Source organism: Nonomuraea jiangxiensis, assembly GCF_900099965.1.
Lineage (GTDB): Bacteria > Actinomycetota > Actinomycetes > Streptosporangiales > Streptosporangiaceae > Nonomuraea > Nonomuraea jiangxiensis.
Map to the genome: position 1 here is coordinate 96,182 of NZ_FNDJ01000003.1, position 14,210 is coordinate 110,391.

13 protein-coding genes are annotated in these 14,210 nt (G+C 72.3%); 5 read left to right on the forward strand and 8 right to left on the reverse strand.

All coding sequences use genetic code 11. The annotated features are described in order from the left end of the window. Positions 1-8: 8 nt before the first annotated feature. The 5 genes from BLS95_RS06785 to BLS95_RS06805 are packed head-to-tail and all read right to left on the reverse strand — an operon-like array spanning position 9 to position 6,971. The gene (locus BLS95_RS06785; protein ID WP_090930023.1) at positions 9-389 is read right to left on the reverse strand and encodes a RidA family protein; all 381 of its coding nucleotides are present in this window, start codon (positions 387-389) and stop codon (positions 9-11) included. 9 nt (positions 390-398) lie between these two features. Then, positions 399-1,490: an alanine racemase gene (locus BLS95_RS06790; RefSeq protein WP_090930024.1), complete on the reverse strand. Its 1,092-nt coding sequence runs from the start codon at positions 1,488-1,490 to the stop codon at positions 399-401. A 32-nt stretch (positions 1,491-1,522) separates the two neighbouring features. After that, the gene (locus tag BLS95_RS06795; protein ID WP_090930025.1) at positions 1,523-3,109 is read right to left on the reverse strand and encodes an N-acyl-D-amino-acid deacylase family protein; all 1,587 of its coding nucleotides are present in this window, start codon (positions 3,107-3,109) and stop codon (positions 1,523-1,525) included. An 8-nt stretch (positions 3,110-3,117) separates the two neighbouring features. Then, the gene (locus BLS95_RS06800) at positions 3,118-6,291 is read right to left on the reverse strand and encodes a DUF4153 domain-containing protein (RefSeq protein WP_090930026.1); all 3,174 of its coding nucleotides are present in this window, start codon (positions 6,289-6,291) and stop codon (positions 3,118-3,120) included. Next, positions 6,288-6,971 (reverse strand): response regulator transcription factor, encoded by a 684-nt coding sequence (locus BLS95_RS06805; RefSeq protein WP_245764892.1) that lies wholly within the window; start codon positions 6,969-6,971, stop codon positions 6,288-6,290. Before BLS95_RS06805 ends, BLS95_RS06800 begins: the two co-directional genes overlap by 4 nt. 72 nt (positions 6,972-7,043) lie before the next feature. Between BLS95_RS06805 and BLS95_RS06810 the strand changes: the two genes are divergently transcribed. The 3 genes from BLS95_RS06810 (at position 7,044) to BLS95_RS06820 (ending at position 9,360) form a co-directional block, all read left to right on the forward strand. Further along, entirely contained in the window at positions 7,044-7,898 is an 855-nt protein-coding gene (locus tag BLS95_RS06810; RefSeq protein WP_090930028.1) for an arylamine N-acetyltransferase family protein, read from the forward strand. A 39-nt stretch (positions 7,899-7,937) separates the two neighbouring features. Continuing rightward, positions 7,938-9,014 (forward strand): protein kinase domain-containing protein, encoded by a 1,077-nt coding sequence (locus BLS95_RS06815; RefSeq protein WP_143043610.1) that lies wholly within the window; start codon positions 7,938-7,940, stop codon positions 9,012-9,014. Positions 9,015-9,165: 151 nt separating this feature from the next. After that, positions 9,166-9,360, forward strand: a complete 195-nt coding sequence (locus tag BLS95_RS06820; RefSeq protein WP_090930030.1) for a hypothetical protein — start codon at positions 9,166-9,168, stop codon at positions 9,358-9,360. Between the two features lie 27 nt (positions 9,361-9,387). Here BLS95_RS06820 and BLS95_RS06825 read toward each other — a convergent pair whose 3' ends face one another. Next, positions 9,388-9,699 carry a DUF3817 domain-containing protein gene (locus BLS95_RS06825; RefSeq protein ID WP_090930031.1) on the reverse strand — a complete coding sequence of 104 codons (312 nt, stop codon included), beginning with the start codon at positions 9,697-9,699 and terminating at the stop codon, positions 9,388-9,390. Between the two features lie 3 nt (positions 9,700-9,702). Next, on the reverse strand, positions 9,703-10,485 hold the full coding sequence (locus tag BLS95_RS06830; RefSeq protein WP_176993059.1) for an SURF1 family protein: 783 nt from the start codon (positions 10,483-10,485) through the stop codon (positions 9,703-9,705). A gap of 160 nt (positions 10,486-10,645) precedes the next feature. Between BLS95_RS06830 and BLS95_RS55465 the strand changes: the two genes are divergently transcribed. After that, positions 10,646-10,819: a hypothetical protein gene (locus BLS95_RS55465; protein ID WP_176993060.1), complete on the forward strand. Its 174-nt coding sequence runs from the start codon at positions 10,646-10,648 to the stop codon at positions 10,817-10,819. 137 nt (positions 10,820-10,956) lie between these two features. Continuing rightward, on the forward strand, positions 10,957-12,408 hold the full coding sequence (locus tag BLS95_RS06835) for a flavin-containing monooxygenase (protein WP_090930032.1): 1,452 nt from the start codon (positions 10,957-10,959) through the stop codon (positions 12,406-12,408). Here BLS95_RS06835 and ggt read toward each other — a convergent pair. Next, on the reverse strand, positions 12,398-14,125 hold the full coding sequence (gene ggt / locus BLS95_RS06840) for a gamma-glutamyltransferase (RefSeq protein ID WP_090930475.1): 1,728 nt from the start codon (positions 14,123-14,125) through the stop codon (positions 12,398-12,400). The two genes, BLS95_RS06835 and ggt, sit on opposite strands and share 11 nt — an antisense overlap. Positions 14,126-14,210 lie beyond the last annotated feature (85 nt).

Consider the following 14,210-nt stretch of genomic DNA (forward strand, 5'->3'; position numbering starts at 1 on the left):
ACCAGCCCCTAAGCGCTCTTGTGCGCGACGAAGTCGATCTCCACCAGGATGTCCAGCAGCTCGGACCCCACGGTCGTGCGCACGGGGTAGGGCCGGCTGAAGTACGACTCGTACACCTCGTTGTACGCGCGGAAGTCGCGCTTGAGGTGCTGCAGGTGGACCGTGGCCTTGACCACGTCGTCGAACCCGAGGCCGTGGGCGGCCAGGATGGCGCCGAGGTTACGCATGACCTGGTGCGTCTGGGTGGCCACGTCGTCGCCGACGAGCTCGCCGGTGTGCGGGTCGAGCGGGCCCATGCCGGAGGTGTAGACGAAGTCGCCGACGACGAGACCCTGCGAGTATGCGCCGATCGGGGCAGCGCCCTCGGTAGTCCTGAGCTCCTTTTTCACGGTATCTCCCTAGAAATTGGTGCTTATCGTGCCAACGACACGGTAGTCCGGGTCCACCAGCGGCAGCATCCGCCACTTGTCGAACGCGGTGCACGGATGGGAGATGCCGAAGGCCAGCAGCTCACCGGGCACGAGCCCGTGGGCGCGTACGTAGGCGTGCTGGTCCTGCATCCTGAGCACGGTCACGCCGTCCCGCCGCGCGATGGGCAGCCCGTCGTCGTAGGGCGCGTCCCGCTTGCCCATGCCCACGATCGCCAGCCCCGGCTCGGGCGTGGACAGGACGTGCGCCCACACCTCCAGCGCCGGCCGCAGCTCCCCCTCCATACGGTTGAACGGGGTGTGCTCCCGATAGAAGCCGTCGTCGTGGGTGACGTAGGCGCCGCTGCGCAGCAGGATCGTGGCCTGGGTGGCGACGAGCTCGCGCCCGATCACGTCGAACCACTCGCTGCCGCCCACGCTCAGGATGTGGTTGCGGACGCGGACGTATTCGACGGCCTCCTGCAACGCGCCCAGATATTTCCGGACTTCCTGGGCGGTCCGCAGGCCGCCCTCATATCCGGCCACCCCGGCCAGCTCGACCCCGGGCGCCTGCTGCGCGTAGGCGGCCACCCGCACCAGCTCGTCCAGCGTCCGGCACCCGGCCCGCCCGCCCTCGCGCCCCAGCTCCACCAGCACCCGGAACGGCCGGTCCCCGGCGAACCTGGCGAGGACGTCCACCCCGGCCTCGGAGTCGACGAAGCTCAGGAACTCGAACGCGGGATCCCGCGCCAGCTCACCGGCCGCCCACGCGAGCCCCGCCGGATCGACGACCTGGTTGGCCACCATGAGCCGGTCGACCCCGAACCCCCGGACCACCCGGGCCTGCCGGGGCGTCGCGACGGTGAGCCCCCACGCCCCCGCGGCGAGCTGCCGCGCGGCGATCTCGGCCGACATGTGCGTCTTGGCGTGCGGGGCCAGCTCCATCCCGTGGTCGCGGACGAAGGCGGCCATCGTCGCGACGTTGTGCTCCAACGCGTCCCGATGCACCACCATGAGGGGGAACTCGAGTCCCCCGTCGAAGACCGACTGCCCGAGAATCGCCTGCACAACACCCTCTTTCATCCGGGTCCGACCTTATCCCAACGCACTCGCTGTCAAGATCGGAGCGCCCGCCCGGGGCTGGCCCCGGTGAGCTCTCCCCCGGCCAGCACCGGCACCCCCGACACGATCACGTCGTCCACGCCGACCGCGAGCGTACGCGGCGCCGCGTACGTCGCCCGGTCGGCCACCACGTCCGGGTCGAACACCACCACATCCGCCGCGAACCCGCTCCTCACCAGCCCCCGGTCCCCCAGCCCGAACCGGCGGGCCGGATGCGAGGCCAGGTGCACCACGGCCTGCTCCCAGGTCCAGTCGCCCAGCTCCCTGACGTGCCGGCCGAGGAACCTGGCGAACGCGCCGAAACCCCTCGGATGCGGATGGCCGCCCACGTAGATGCCGTCGGAGCCGCCGGTGTGCGACGGGTGGCGCAGCATCGTCCGTACGGACTGCTCGCCCTCGGGGCCCTCGTCGGGACGAGCGGACACGACCCCGGCCGTCAGCCGCGTCTCCGTCAGGAGGCGGCGGCAGAACTCGGCGGGCGTCACCCCGGCCCGCTCGGCCGCCGCCACGATGGTCAGGCCCTCGGCCCACTCCAGGCCGGGCGCGTGCGAGACGGTCAGCCGCGGCCAGGTGTCGGCGAGCGTCGGCCACCAGTCGTCCAGCTCCGGCGAGGCGATCATCTCCAGCGCGCGGTCGGGCTCGGCGCCCGGCACGGACGGGGGCAGCACCACCATCGCGAGGATCGTATTGCCCCGCAGGTAGGGGTAGGTGTCGTAGGTCAGGTCCACGCCCTCGCCGAGCGCCCGCGCCACCAGCGGCGCCAGCACGGAGGCGGGGCCGTGCAGGTGGGAGACGTGCACGGCGGCGCCGGACCGCTCGGCGATCTCCATCACCTCCGCCATCCCCGTCTCGGCCCGGGCGCCGTAGGCCCGCATGTGGGTGACGTACGGGAGCCCGCCGAGCGGCCGGCACAGCGCGGCCAGCTCCTCCGCGGAGGCGTAGCGGCCGGGCAGGTATTCCAGCCCGCTCGACAGCCCGCGGGCCCCGTCCGACAGGCCCCGCTCGACGCGCCGCACCATCGCCGCCAGGTCGCCGGCCGTGGCCGGATCGGGCGACGGCCCCATGACGTCGTAGCGGATGGTGCCGTGCGGGAGCAGGTAGACGGTGTTGAGCGGCACCGCCCGGTCGTAGCCGGCGAGCAGCTCCGCCACGGTGAGCGGCCCGTCGGCCGGCACGCGGGCGCCGGGCGGCGTCCCATCGCCCGGGTGAACCCGCGCGCCCGAACCGGGCGGCGGGCCGTTGACGGCGGCGAAGTATCGGGCGGCGTAGGCGACGGCAGCGGCGGACCCCGGCGCGTAGGACAAACCATCCTGTCCCAGGACGAACGTGGTCACCCCCTGCCGGAGCGCCGCCTGCTGCACGACCGGGTCGAAGACCGCCGAGTCGCCGTGCACGTGGCAGTCCACGAAACCAGGCGCGACGAACCGTCCCGTCGCGTCGATCATGGTCCGCGCCCGCACGCCGTCCAACCTGCCGACCGCCGCGATCCGGTCACCGCCGATCGCCACGTCCGCCCGGTATGGAGGGGCGCCCGTGCCGTCGAGCACCCGGCCACCGCTGATGACTACGTCGAAGGTCACCCCAAGATTCAACCAGAGCGGCCCCCGGACGGCCCGCCGCAGCTCACCGGCCTGTGGAGGGGCCGCGCCGCCAGCAGATCGCGGGCCTGGGAGCGGGCCAGGTTCCAGCCGTTCCAGGGGTCGGGGCGGTCCAGGCCGCCCGCCGCGACCACGTCGGCGAGCACGCAACTGCGCAGCGGCTCCGGCAGCCGGTCCAGCGCCGGGACCGCGTCCGCGCCGAGGTCGCCGAGGTAGTCGGAGTCCAGCTTGGTGACCCCGCGCACCTCCACCTGCGTGTACGCGACCCGCAGGTCAGGGTTCACGATCGCGAACGCGGCCAGCCCGAGCCCGGTGACCAGGACGATCGTGCGCGGCAGCCAGCCCGAGCCACGACCGGCGAGCCGGGCCGCCCCCGCGAGCAGCACGAGGGTGAACAGCGCGCCCAGCCACCAGACCGTCGCCTGCACCGACAGCCGCAGCCGGGACAGGCCGTAGGCATCGGTGTAGAGGTTCATCCGGTGCAGGGCCGAGGCCAGCACCACCATGGTGAGCCCGCACAGCACACCGAGCAGCCCGGCCAGCAGCCAGCGCTCGCGCCGCTCGACCTTGAGCAGCCCGGCCGCCACCGCCACGATCCCCAGTACGAACACGCTGACCACCACGAGCTGGAAGAACCCCTGCCTGGCATATTCGGCGTAGGTCAGCCCGGCCGTCCTGAGCACCCAGGTGTTCCCCCCGAACAGCGCCGTGATCTGCACCGCCACGAACGACGCGAACAGCAGGTTCACCGCCGTCAACGGCAGGACCCAGATGCTCCTGCTCACGCCGAACTTGGCCATCGGGCCCACCGGATCGGCCACCGGCCTGAGAGCGACCAGCACCACGGCCGCCAGCAACACGGCGACCAGTACGAACAGGAAGAGCCGCAACGGCACCGACTCGGCCCAGTCCGGCGCGGCGGTCACCCGCTCCAGGTAAGAGGCGAACACCGCGTCCGCCGAGGCGAACAGCAGCCCGAACACCGCCAGCAGCACCGCCGTGATACCCAGCGCGACCAGCATCGGCACGAACCGCCGCCGGGACGTCACCCGCTTCAGCGGCTTGGCCAGGAACCAGGGCACCGGCCCCAGCGCGAGCAGCACCGACACGCCGCCCCTGATCACGCCCGGCCAGCCGGCCCCGGCTCCGGAGACGGCCAGCGCGCCCAGCCCGGCCCCCGCCACGAGCAGGACCGCGACCAGCCAGTCGGCGTCGCGTACCGCCGCCATGGAGATCAGCACGTACGCCGTCACCCCGAAGGCCACCGTCCACGGCGTCATCCGCCGCAGCACCGCGGGGAGCGCCGCCGCGCCCAGCACCATGGCGACCAGCACGACCCCCAGCCCCACCCGCGCGTCGGGCAGCGCCACGGTGGCGAACACCCCGGCCCCGGCCGCCGCCGGCAGCAGCCAGGGGGGCGGCTCGGGCAGCTCCGGCCTGGGGAAGAGCGGCGGCGGGACGTACGGCGGCGGCGGCCCGGCCTGCCCCCGGTACGGCGCCGTCGCCTGCCCCTGGTGGGCCGTGGTCGCCGCCCGGCTCCCGGAACCCGCCCCCAGCGCCGCGCCGACCGCCCCCAGGGTGGCGACGCACAGCAGGAACGTGAACAGGGCCATCCCGTCCCCGGCGACCACACTGACGATGACGGCGGCGAAGAGCCCGACGAGGAAGCCGGCCAGCACCCCGAGGACCCCGCCGCCGAGCACCCTGGCGAGCCCGCCACCCGCGGACGGCGGGCCCCCGCCCGCAGGCCCCGGCCCCCCGTATCCGGGCACCGGCCCCCCGTATCCGGGCCCCCCGTACCCGGGCACCGGCACGGGTGCGGCTCCACCGACCGGCCCCGCACCGGAGTCCGCCGACGTGACGCCCTCCGCCACCATGCCCTCGGTGGCACCGTCCCGCCCCGCCGCGCCCGGCCCCTCACTCCCGGCGCCCACCGCCTCGGCCCGCCCCGCCTGCCCCGGTCCCCCCGGCACCGCGACCACCTGCGCCGCGACCGCCCGCACGGGGACCCCCGACACCGCGACCGCCCGCACAGGGACCCCCGGCACCGGGGCCGCCTGCGCCGGGGCTCCCCGCGCCGGAGCGGGGTCCGCCGCCGGCGGCGGTGGAGCCGGTTGCTCCGCGCCCTTCTCGCCCTCCGACATCCGCTCGGTCTCCAGCGGCACGTCCGGCATCGTCGTCCTCCCTGGTAGATCCACGACCATGTGACAGCCCACGCGGTCGTCGATGCGAACCGAACCCCCGTGCAGCTCGACGATCTCCTTCACGATGGCCAGCCCCAGCCCGGCGCCCCCGGAGTCGGCCGCCCGCCCCGCGTCCAGCCGGGAGAAACGCTCGAACACCCGCCCCCTGGCCGACACCGGGATCCCCGGCCCCCGGTCGGCGACGACCAGCCGCACCCCGTCGCCCTCCGCCTCACCGGTGACGGTCACCACACCATCCGGCGGGCTGTGCCGTACCGCGTTGTCGAGGAGGTTCGCCAGGACCTGCGCGAGCAGGTCGGGGTCGGCGCGCATCACCAGGTCGGCGGGGACCGACGGCCGGATCGTGACGTCCTCGCGGGCCAGCCCCGCCTCCCGTACGGCCTGCTCGACCAGCGGCGCCAGCTCGATCGTGTCCGGCTCCATCAACCGCGTCCCGGAGTCCAGCCGCGACAGGTCGAGCAGCTGCGCCACGAGACGGCCGAGCCGCTCGGTCTGGGCGAGCGCGGTGCGCATGGTGACCGGGTCGGGCGCGGAGACGCCGTCCACGACGTTCTCCAGGACGGCGCGCAGGCCGGTGATGGGGGTGCGGAGCTCGTGGCTGACGTTCGCGATCAGCTCGCGCCGCTGCCGGTCCACCTCGCCGAGGTCGGCCGCCATCGCGTTGAACGCCCTGGCCAGCTCCCCCACCTCGTCCCTGGAGGTGGCGCTGACGCGCAGGGTGTAGCTGCCCTTGGCGATCGTCTGGGCGGCGCTGGCCATCTGGCGCAGCGGCTTGGTCATCCCCATGGCCAGCAGCTGGACCATGATCAACGCCAGGACCACCGCCACCGCGATGCGCACCTCGCGGGAGAGGCCGGAGGTGAGGCCGACCTCGTTCACCGCGAACGCCGTGCCGACGGCCAGCACGATGACGATGCCGAGCTTGACCTTGATCCGGCCCAGGAAGTCGAGCGGCCTCATCGGCGTACGAGGGCATAGCCGACGCCGTGCACCGTGCGTACCACGTCGGAGCCCAGCTTGCGGCGCAGCGCCCGGACGTGGCTGTCCACGGTCCTGGTCGCGGCGGCCTCGGAGAAGCCCCACACGTCCGACAACAGCCGGTCGCGCTCGAAGACCTGCCCCGGCCGTTCGGCCAGGCGCCGCAGCAGGTCGAACTCCGTCCTGGTGAGCTGCGCCTCGACCCCGCTCACGAACACCCTGCGGGCCGCCGTGTCGATCTCCACCTCACCCACCCTGATCACCGTGTCCTCCGCCGCGAGCTGGGCGGCCCGCTCGACCCTGCGTAAAAGCGCGTGGATCCTGGCCACCAGCTCGCGCATGCTGAACGGCTTGGCCAGGTAGTCGTCGGCCCCGACGCCGAGCCCGACGAGCACGTCGGTCTCCTCGCCGAGCGCGGTCAGCATGAGCACCGGAACCGGTCTGGCCGCCTGCATGCGGCGGCACACCTCCAGGCCGTCCAGGCCCGGCAGCAGCCGGTCGAGGATCACCAGGTCGGGCTCCGCCCTGCCGTACTGGACGAGGGCGTCCTGCCCGTCACCCGCGACCCTGACGTCGAACCCCTCGGCGGCCAGCCTGTTCCGCACGGCCAGGGCGATCGTCACGTCGTCCTCGACCACGAGGATGCGCCGTTGCTCTGCCACGTACGAAAGCCTAGAAGCGCCCCGTGCAGACGACACTCCTAAATCTGTGCACATACGGTGCAGACTTGGCTGGTGAACACCGCCGGATACCTCCGCCGTCTCGGCCTGCCCCACCTGCTCAACGAACCCGTCACCGCCGAGGGCCTGCGCGCGCTCCACGCGGCCCACGTCGAAAAAGTCCCCTACGAGGCATTGGAGATCTGGCTGGGCCGCCCCACCACCGTCGATCCAGCCGAGTCGGCCGCGCGCATCCTCCGCGGCCGCGGCGGTTACTGCTACCACCTCAACGGTGCCTTCTCCGAGTTGCTCAGGGCACTCGGCTACGACGTCACCCGGCACGTCGGCGGCGTGCAGAAGCGGGGCGGGGACCCCGGCGTCAACGCCAACCACCTGGTCCTCACCGTCCGTGGCCTGCCCTCGGCGGCCAACCCGGGCGGGGAGTGGCTGGTGGACGCCGGTCTCGGCGACGCGTTGCACGAGCCGCTCCCGCTGGTCGCGGGCACCTACCGGCAGGGCCCCTTCCAGTACGCGCTGCGCCCCTCGGAGGTCGCGCCCGGCGGCTGGCGGTTCGAGCATGACCCGAGCGGCTCGTTCGAGGGCATGGACTTCGACCCCGCCCCCACCGACATGTCGGCATTTATCGATATGCATCGCCATCTGACCACCTCGCCGACGTCCGGCTACGTCCAGATCGCCACGATCCAGCGGCGGGACGCGTCCGGCGTGGACAACCTGCGCGGGCTCACCCTGTCCCGCCTCGGCACCGGCGTGCACACGGTCACCCTGGACACCGCCGTCGACTACTACGCGGCGCTGGCGGACGTGTTCCTGCTCCCGCTGGACGACGCGAGCGCCGAGGAGAAGGACAAGCTGTGGCGCAGGCTGTACGACGCCCACGAGACCTGGCTGTCCGGCGGCATCGCATGATGGCCGCGCACGAGGGCGGGCGCTATCGTGCCCCTCGACATGGGTGAGACCAGGAAGCTCGGCGGGCGCTACCGGCTGCTCAACCCCCTGGGGACGGGCTCCGTCCGGCTGGCCTTCGACGAGCGGGAGCACCGTGACGTCGCGGTCAGGCGGCTGCGGGTGCCCGCCGAGTTGCACAACTCCGCGCTGGACGAGGCCCGCCGGGCCGCCCGGCTGCGGCATCCCCTGGTCGCGCGGGTGCTCGACGTGGTGGTCGAGGACGGGGCGCCATGGCTGGTCATGGAGTTCGTCTCGGGGGCGTCGCTGGAGCAGACCGTACGCTCGCACCACCCGCTGCCGGTCACGCAGGCCGCCAGGGTGGGCGTCTGCCTGCTGTCGGCCCTGACGACCGCGCACGAGGCCGGGATCGTGCACGGCCGGGTCGACCCGGGGAACGTGCTGCTCACCCCGACGGGCCGGGCCGTGCTCACCGGGTTCGGGTCCCCCAGTCTGAGCATGCTGCCCTCGGCCGACCTGTGGGCGCTGGCCGCCACGCTGCACTTCGCGGTCGAAGGCCGGCCGCCGGGCCAGGTGCCCGCCGCGGGCGCGGACCCGCTCAGATCGCTGATCAGGGCGATGCTGCACCCGGCGGGGCCGCCGCCGATCGAGGTGGTGCGCGAGACGCTCGAACACCTGGCCGTGGACCGGCCGCTCGACGTGGTCGTGGCGACGGCTGGACCGCTGCCGCCCGCCCAGGTCGCGGCGATCGGGCTGGCCGTGCTGGACCGGCTGCTGGCGGGCGGCGAGTTCCACGGCGGCGTCCAGCCGGGCAACGTGCTGCTCTCCCCCGACGGCCGGGCCCTGCTGACCCCGCTGCTGCGGGCCGGCACCTTCCCCGCCTTCACCGCCCCGGAGGGCGCCCAGACCCTGGCCGCCGACCTGTGGTCCCTGGGCGCCACCCTCTTCACCGCCGTACAGGGCTCGCCGCCGGCCCCCGGCGCGCCCCTGACCAGGGCGGGCGCGCTGGCCCCTGTCCTGCTCCGATTACTGTCCGGCAACCCCGCCGAACGGCCCACGCCTGACGAGCTCCGCCGCGACCTCCGGTCGGTCATCGACGCGCCACCTGATCCCGGCTGAGCAGCCCCCATGGTCTTTCCGCAGTTGGCCGAATGCACAACAATTGCGATACATCGCGAATGGAACCACAACGGTGCCCTCACACGTTGGACAGGCGACGCACAATGTGGGAGAGGCGGGGCGCGGGCTCCGCGTTCGGAGGAAGTTGGGGATGTCGCCCGTTCAGAAGTACGCCATCGGCGCCGGCGCCGCGGTTCTGCTCTCGCTGATCTTTTTCCAGTTCAGCTGGATCACGCTGCTGGTGATCCTCGGCGTGGTCGCCGCCCCGGTGGTCGGTTACCTGATGCTCGACCCGTCGCAGCGCGAGCGGCTCAAGAGGGCCCGCAGGCGCGGCATCGGCCACTGAGCCCGCCGGAACGGCGGGGGCCTGACCTCAGGCCTCCGCCGCCGCCGGCGTGTCCTGCACGCGCTGGGTCACCTTGCGCTCGACGTAGAACGACAGGAAGGGCACCGTGCCCCCGAGCATCACGCCGAGCATGTACGGCCAGCTCCAGCGCGCCTTCATGCCCAGGTTCATCACGGTGAGCAGGTAGATCATGTAGAGCCCGCCGTGAATGGGTGCCACGATCTTCGAGATCGACGCCTCGCCGAAGCCGTAACGCAGCACCATGGCCACGCAGAGCACCAGCAGCATGACGCCGACCACATATGCGAGCACCCGGAAGGGCTTCAGAGCCGATTCCACCGCTTAACCTTCCAGAACCATCTCGGGGGACTTGCCACGGTCTCGATCACTTCGTACGGCATCGCGGACGAAGTGGAACCACATAAAAACGGCGAATCCCGCAAAAATCCACCAATTGGCAGCGTACGCGAGATTACGCCAGGTCAGTGTCCCGCCCACCTGCGGGGGCTGGACGTCGACCGGGCTCAGCGTGCCGGACGGCGGCTGCGCCACGACATAACCCGTGCGCACCTTCTGCCCGCTCCACAGGTTGACCAGCTCGCCCGTGGACACCGTCTGCACCTGACCGGCGGGCAGCACCTCGGCCCGCCCCTGCACGCTGTCGGTGCCCTCCTGCGGACGCAGCCGCCCGGCCACCGTGACCCTGCCGGGCGGCACGGCCGCCACCGCCGGGTCGTCGGCCCTGTCCGTCCAGCCCCGCACCACCGGCACCAGCGTGCCGTCGTCGAGCCTGATCGGGGTGAGCACCCAGTAGCCGTGGTCGCGCGACACCCGGCCGCCGGGCGCGTCGACGTCGGGACGCCGGTCGACCACCAGGAGCTGGCGGCCGGCGTCGTAGACGCCCTCGGCCGAGACCCGGCGCCCCACCGCCTCGCCGTTGAGCTGGGCGCCCGTCGGGGCGAGCGTGGCGACCGCGACAGGCCCGGGGTCGGCGGAGGCGTGCGGCTTTCCCGAATCTTGGAAGACGCCGAGTTGCCAGCGCCCGAGCAGGATGAACGCGATCAGGACCCCGATCGTCAACAGGTGCAGCCCCACGATGCGGGGCGAGAGCAGGGTCCTGAGCATGGTTCAAAGTTATCCGCCGGGTGGGCCGGTCCCCTAATCAGGCCGTCCCCACGGCAAGCCGCGTTTCAGCGCGCCACCGCGGCGGCCAGGCGAAGCTCACTCGCTATAGATCCCGCCAAAGGCCGCAAAAGGCGCAAGCGCTCACGCTAGGCTGCTCACCATGGCTGACCAGCATATCGATCCGGCGGGCAACACCCAGGCGTTCCGCGCGTTCGCGAGCGCACGGGAGCAAGAAGCCACGGCCAAGCCCAAGAAGTCTCCGCTGCTGCCCATCATCGCGGTCGCCGTCGTGATCGTGATCATCGGCGTGGCCGCCTTCCTCCTGCTCCAGTAGTCACCGGCAGGACGATCCCCGCCGCGGAGGCCGTGGCGGGATCTCGTCGTCGCCATGTGACGGCCGTCACCCTGGACCCGGCCGGATTGCGCTCATTATATTGGATGGGGCGTCCAATAATCGGCCGGGGAGGTCCTATGGGTGATCCGGGATTGGTGATCATCGGCGCCGGGTTCGCCGGGATCGGCATGGCGATCAAGCTCAAGGAAGCCGGTTACCACGACTTCGTCATCCTGGAGAAGGCCGCCGAGCTGGGCGGCACCTGGCGCGACAACACCTATCCCGGCTGCGCGTGCGACATCCCGTCGCACATGTACTCCTACTCGTTCGAGCTCAACCCCGGCTGGTCCCGGATGTTCGCCCCGCAGCAGGAGATCTGGGACTACCTGCGCGCGTGCGCCGACAAGTACGGCATCACCCGCCACATCCGGTACGGCCGGCAGGTCACCGCCCTCGACTACGACGACGCCAGGCGGGGCTGGTCGGTCACCACGGACGACGGGACGACAATGCGGACGAACGCGATCGTCTCGGCCATCGGCGCCCTACATATCCCGAAATTTCCTGACATACCGGGGCGCGAGACCTTCCGCGGCCCCGCCTTCCACTCCGCCGAGTGGGACCACTCGGCCGACCTCACCGGCAAGCGCGTCGCCGTCATCGGCACCGGCGCCTCCGCCGTCCAGTTCGTCCCGCGGATCGCCCCGCTCGCCGGCCGCCTGACCGTCTTCCAGCGCACGCCCCCGTGGATCCACCCCAAACCGGACCTCCCCTTCTCCCCCGCCACGCGCCGGATCCTGCGGCTGCCCGGCCTGGCGAGGACCGTACGCGACGGCCTCTACTGGGCCCTGGAGGCCAGGGGCATGGGCTTCGCGGCCGACCCCCGCCTGATGAAGCCGCTCAGAAGGCTCGCGCTCGACCACCTGGGGGCCCAGGTCCCCGACCCGGACCTGCGCCGCCGGCTCACCCCCGGCTACCTGATCGGCTGCAAGCGCATCCTGTTCTCCAGCGACTTCTACCCGGCCCTGACCAGGGAGAATGTCGAGCTGGTCACCGAGGGCGTCACCGAGATCAGGCCACACTCGATCGTGGACGCGGCGGGCGCCGAGCACCCGGCCGACGTGATCGTCTACGGCACCGGCTTCAGGGTCGTGGACACGCTCGCCGACCAGCACATCGTCGGCCGGGACGGGCTGAAGATCCAGGACGCCTGGCGGGACGGCGTACAGGCCTACTACGGGATCGCCACCTCGGGCTTCCCGAACCTGTTCTTCCTGCTCGGCCCCAACACCGGCCTCGGGCACAACTCGGTGGTGTTCATGATCGAGTCGCAGGTCCGCTATGTCGTCAACTGCCTGCGCCTGTTGTCCAGGACCCGGGCCAGGGCCCTGGACGTCAGGCCGGGCGCGCAGCGGGCGTTCAACCGCCGCCTGCGCCGCCGGCTCGACCCTCTGGTGTGGAACGCGGGCTGCGACTCCTGGTACCTGGACGAGCACGGCGTCAACCGCACGATCTGGCCGGGCTTCACCTTCGAGTACTGGGCGCGTACGAGGAAGGTGCGGCCCGGCGCCTACGAGCTCATCTACTAGGGGACACCACCAGCGCGCTGCCGCCACCGCGCCTGACGGGCTCGGCGACCGCCTGGACCCGGCCTCGGCCGACGAACTCCAGCGCCGTGGCGGCGCCGAGCTCAGGGGTCTGGGCGAAGCTGTGCCCCAGGGCCTCCAGCTCGGGCCGGTACCTCGTCAGGAACGCCGGTTCGGCCTGCGTCTGCGGGGTGTTGCGCTGAGAGGCGCGCGGCGCGGCGAGCGCGTCCGGCAGGCTCATGCCGAAGTCGTAGCGGTTGACCAGGATCTGCAGCACGGTCGTGATGATGGTCGAGCCGCCCGGCGAACCGGCCGCGAGCACCGGCTTGCCGTGGTCGAACACGATCGTCGGCGCCATCGACGAGCGCGGGCGCTTGCCGGGGGCGGGCAGGTTCGGGTCGCCGGGGGCCGGGCCGAACGTGAAGTCGGTCAGCTCGTTGTTGAGCAGCACGCCGCGGCCCGGCACCACGATGCCGTTGCCGCCGGTGGACTCGATGGTCAGGTTGTAGGCGATCACGTTGCCCCAGCGGTCGGCGACCACCAGGTGGGTGGTCTCGGGGCCCTCCTGCGCGACCGGGGTGGCGCTGCCCTCAGGCTCGGCGCAGTCCTCGTAGGAGCCGTCAGGGTTGCCCGGCGCGGCCGGGTGGGCCATCGCCCTGTCGCCGATCAGGCAGGCCCGCTCCTTGGCGAAGCCGTCGGACAGCAGCTGCTTCAGCGGCACGCCGAGGATGTCGCCGACGTACTTGCCCCGGTCGGCGAAGGCGAGCCTGGAGGACTCCAGGTATTCGTGCAGGCCGACGCGGGGCAGGGCCTCCAGGATGTTGAGCGCCTCCCCGACGGTCGAGCCGCCGGAGGACGGGGGCGCCATGCCGTACACGTCCAGGCCCTTGTAGGAGACCTTGGTGGGCTCGCGCAGCAGGGCGCGGTAGGCGCGCAGGTCGGACAGCTCCATGAGGCCGGGCCGGACGTTGCGGGTGCTGCCGGGGGTGACCGGCGGGCGCTTGACGGTGGCCACGACCTCCTTGCCGAGCTGCCCGTCGTACAGCCAGCTCGGGCCGCGTCTGCCCAGCTCGCGGTAGGTGTCGGCGAGCTCGGGGTTCCTGAAGACGGAGCCGACGGGCGGCGGGGCGCCGTTCGGGAGGTAGAGCTTGGCCGTGGAGGTGATGTCGGCGAAGCGGGCGGCGTTGGCGGCGGTCTGGTCGTGGAAGGTCTGGTCCACGACGAAGCCCCTGTCGGCCACCTCGATCGCGGGCTTGAGCGCCTCCTTGAGGGAGATCGTGCCGAACTTCCGCAGGGCCAGATCCCAGTTCGCGACCGTGCCGGGCACGCCGGCCGACAGACCGCTGGTGACGCCCTCATCGAACGGGATGCCCTCTAACGTGGTCGCGTTCATGGCCCGGGGGGCGGTCTCCCGGCCGTCGATCGTGTAGACCTTACGCTTACCGGCGTCGTAGTAGACCATGAAGCCGCCGCCGGCCAGGCCCGACGAGTACGGCTCCGTCACGCCGAGCACCGCGCCGGCGGCGACCGCGGCGTCCACGGCGTTGCCACCCTTCCTGAGCACGGAGATGGCGGCCTTGCTGGCATCGAGGTCGACGGTGGCCACGGCGCCGCCGTACCCCTCCGCGACCGGTACCTTCTCCTGCCGCTCCGCCAGCACGGGAGCGGCAGGCACGAGCGAGACGAGGACTGCTGTTACGGGAACGATCACTCGGCGCATGGTCTCCACGATGGACCACGTACGCCCGTCGCGGTAGGGCCCCCTCAAACACAGGGATGATGCGCCGGTCAACGCGCTGACCTAG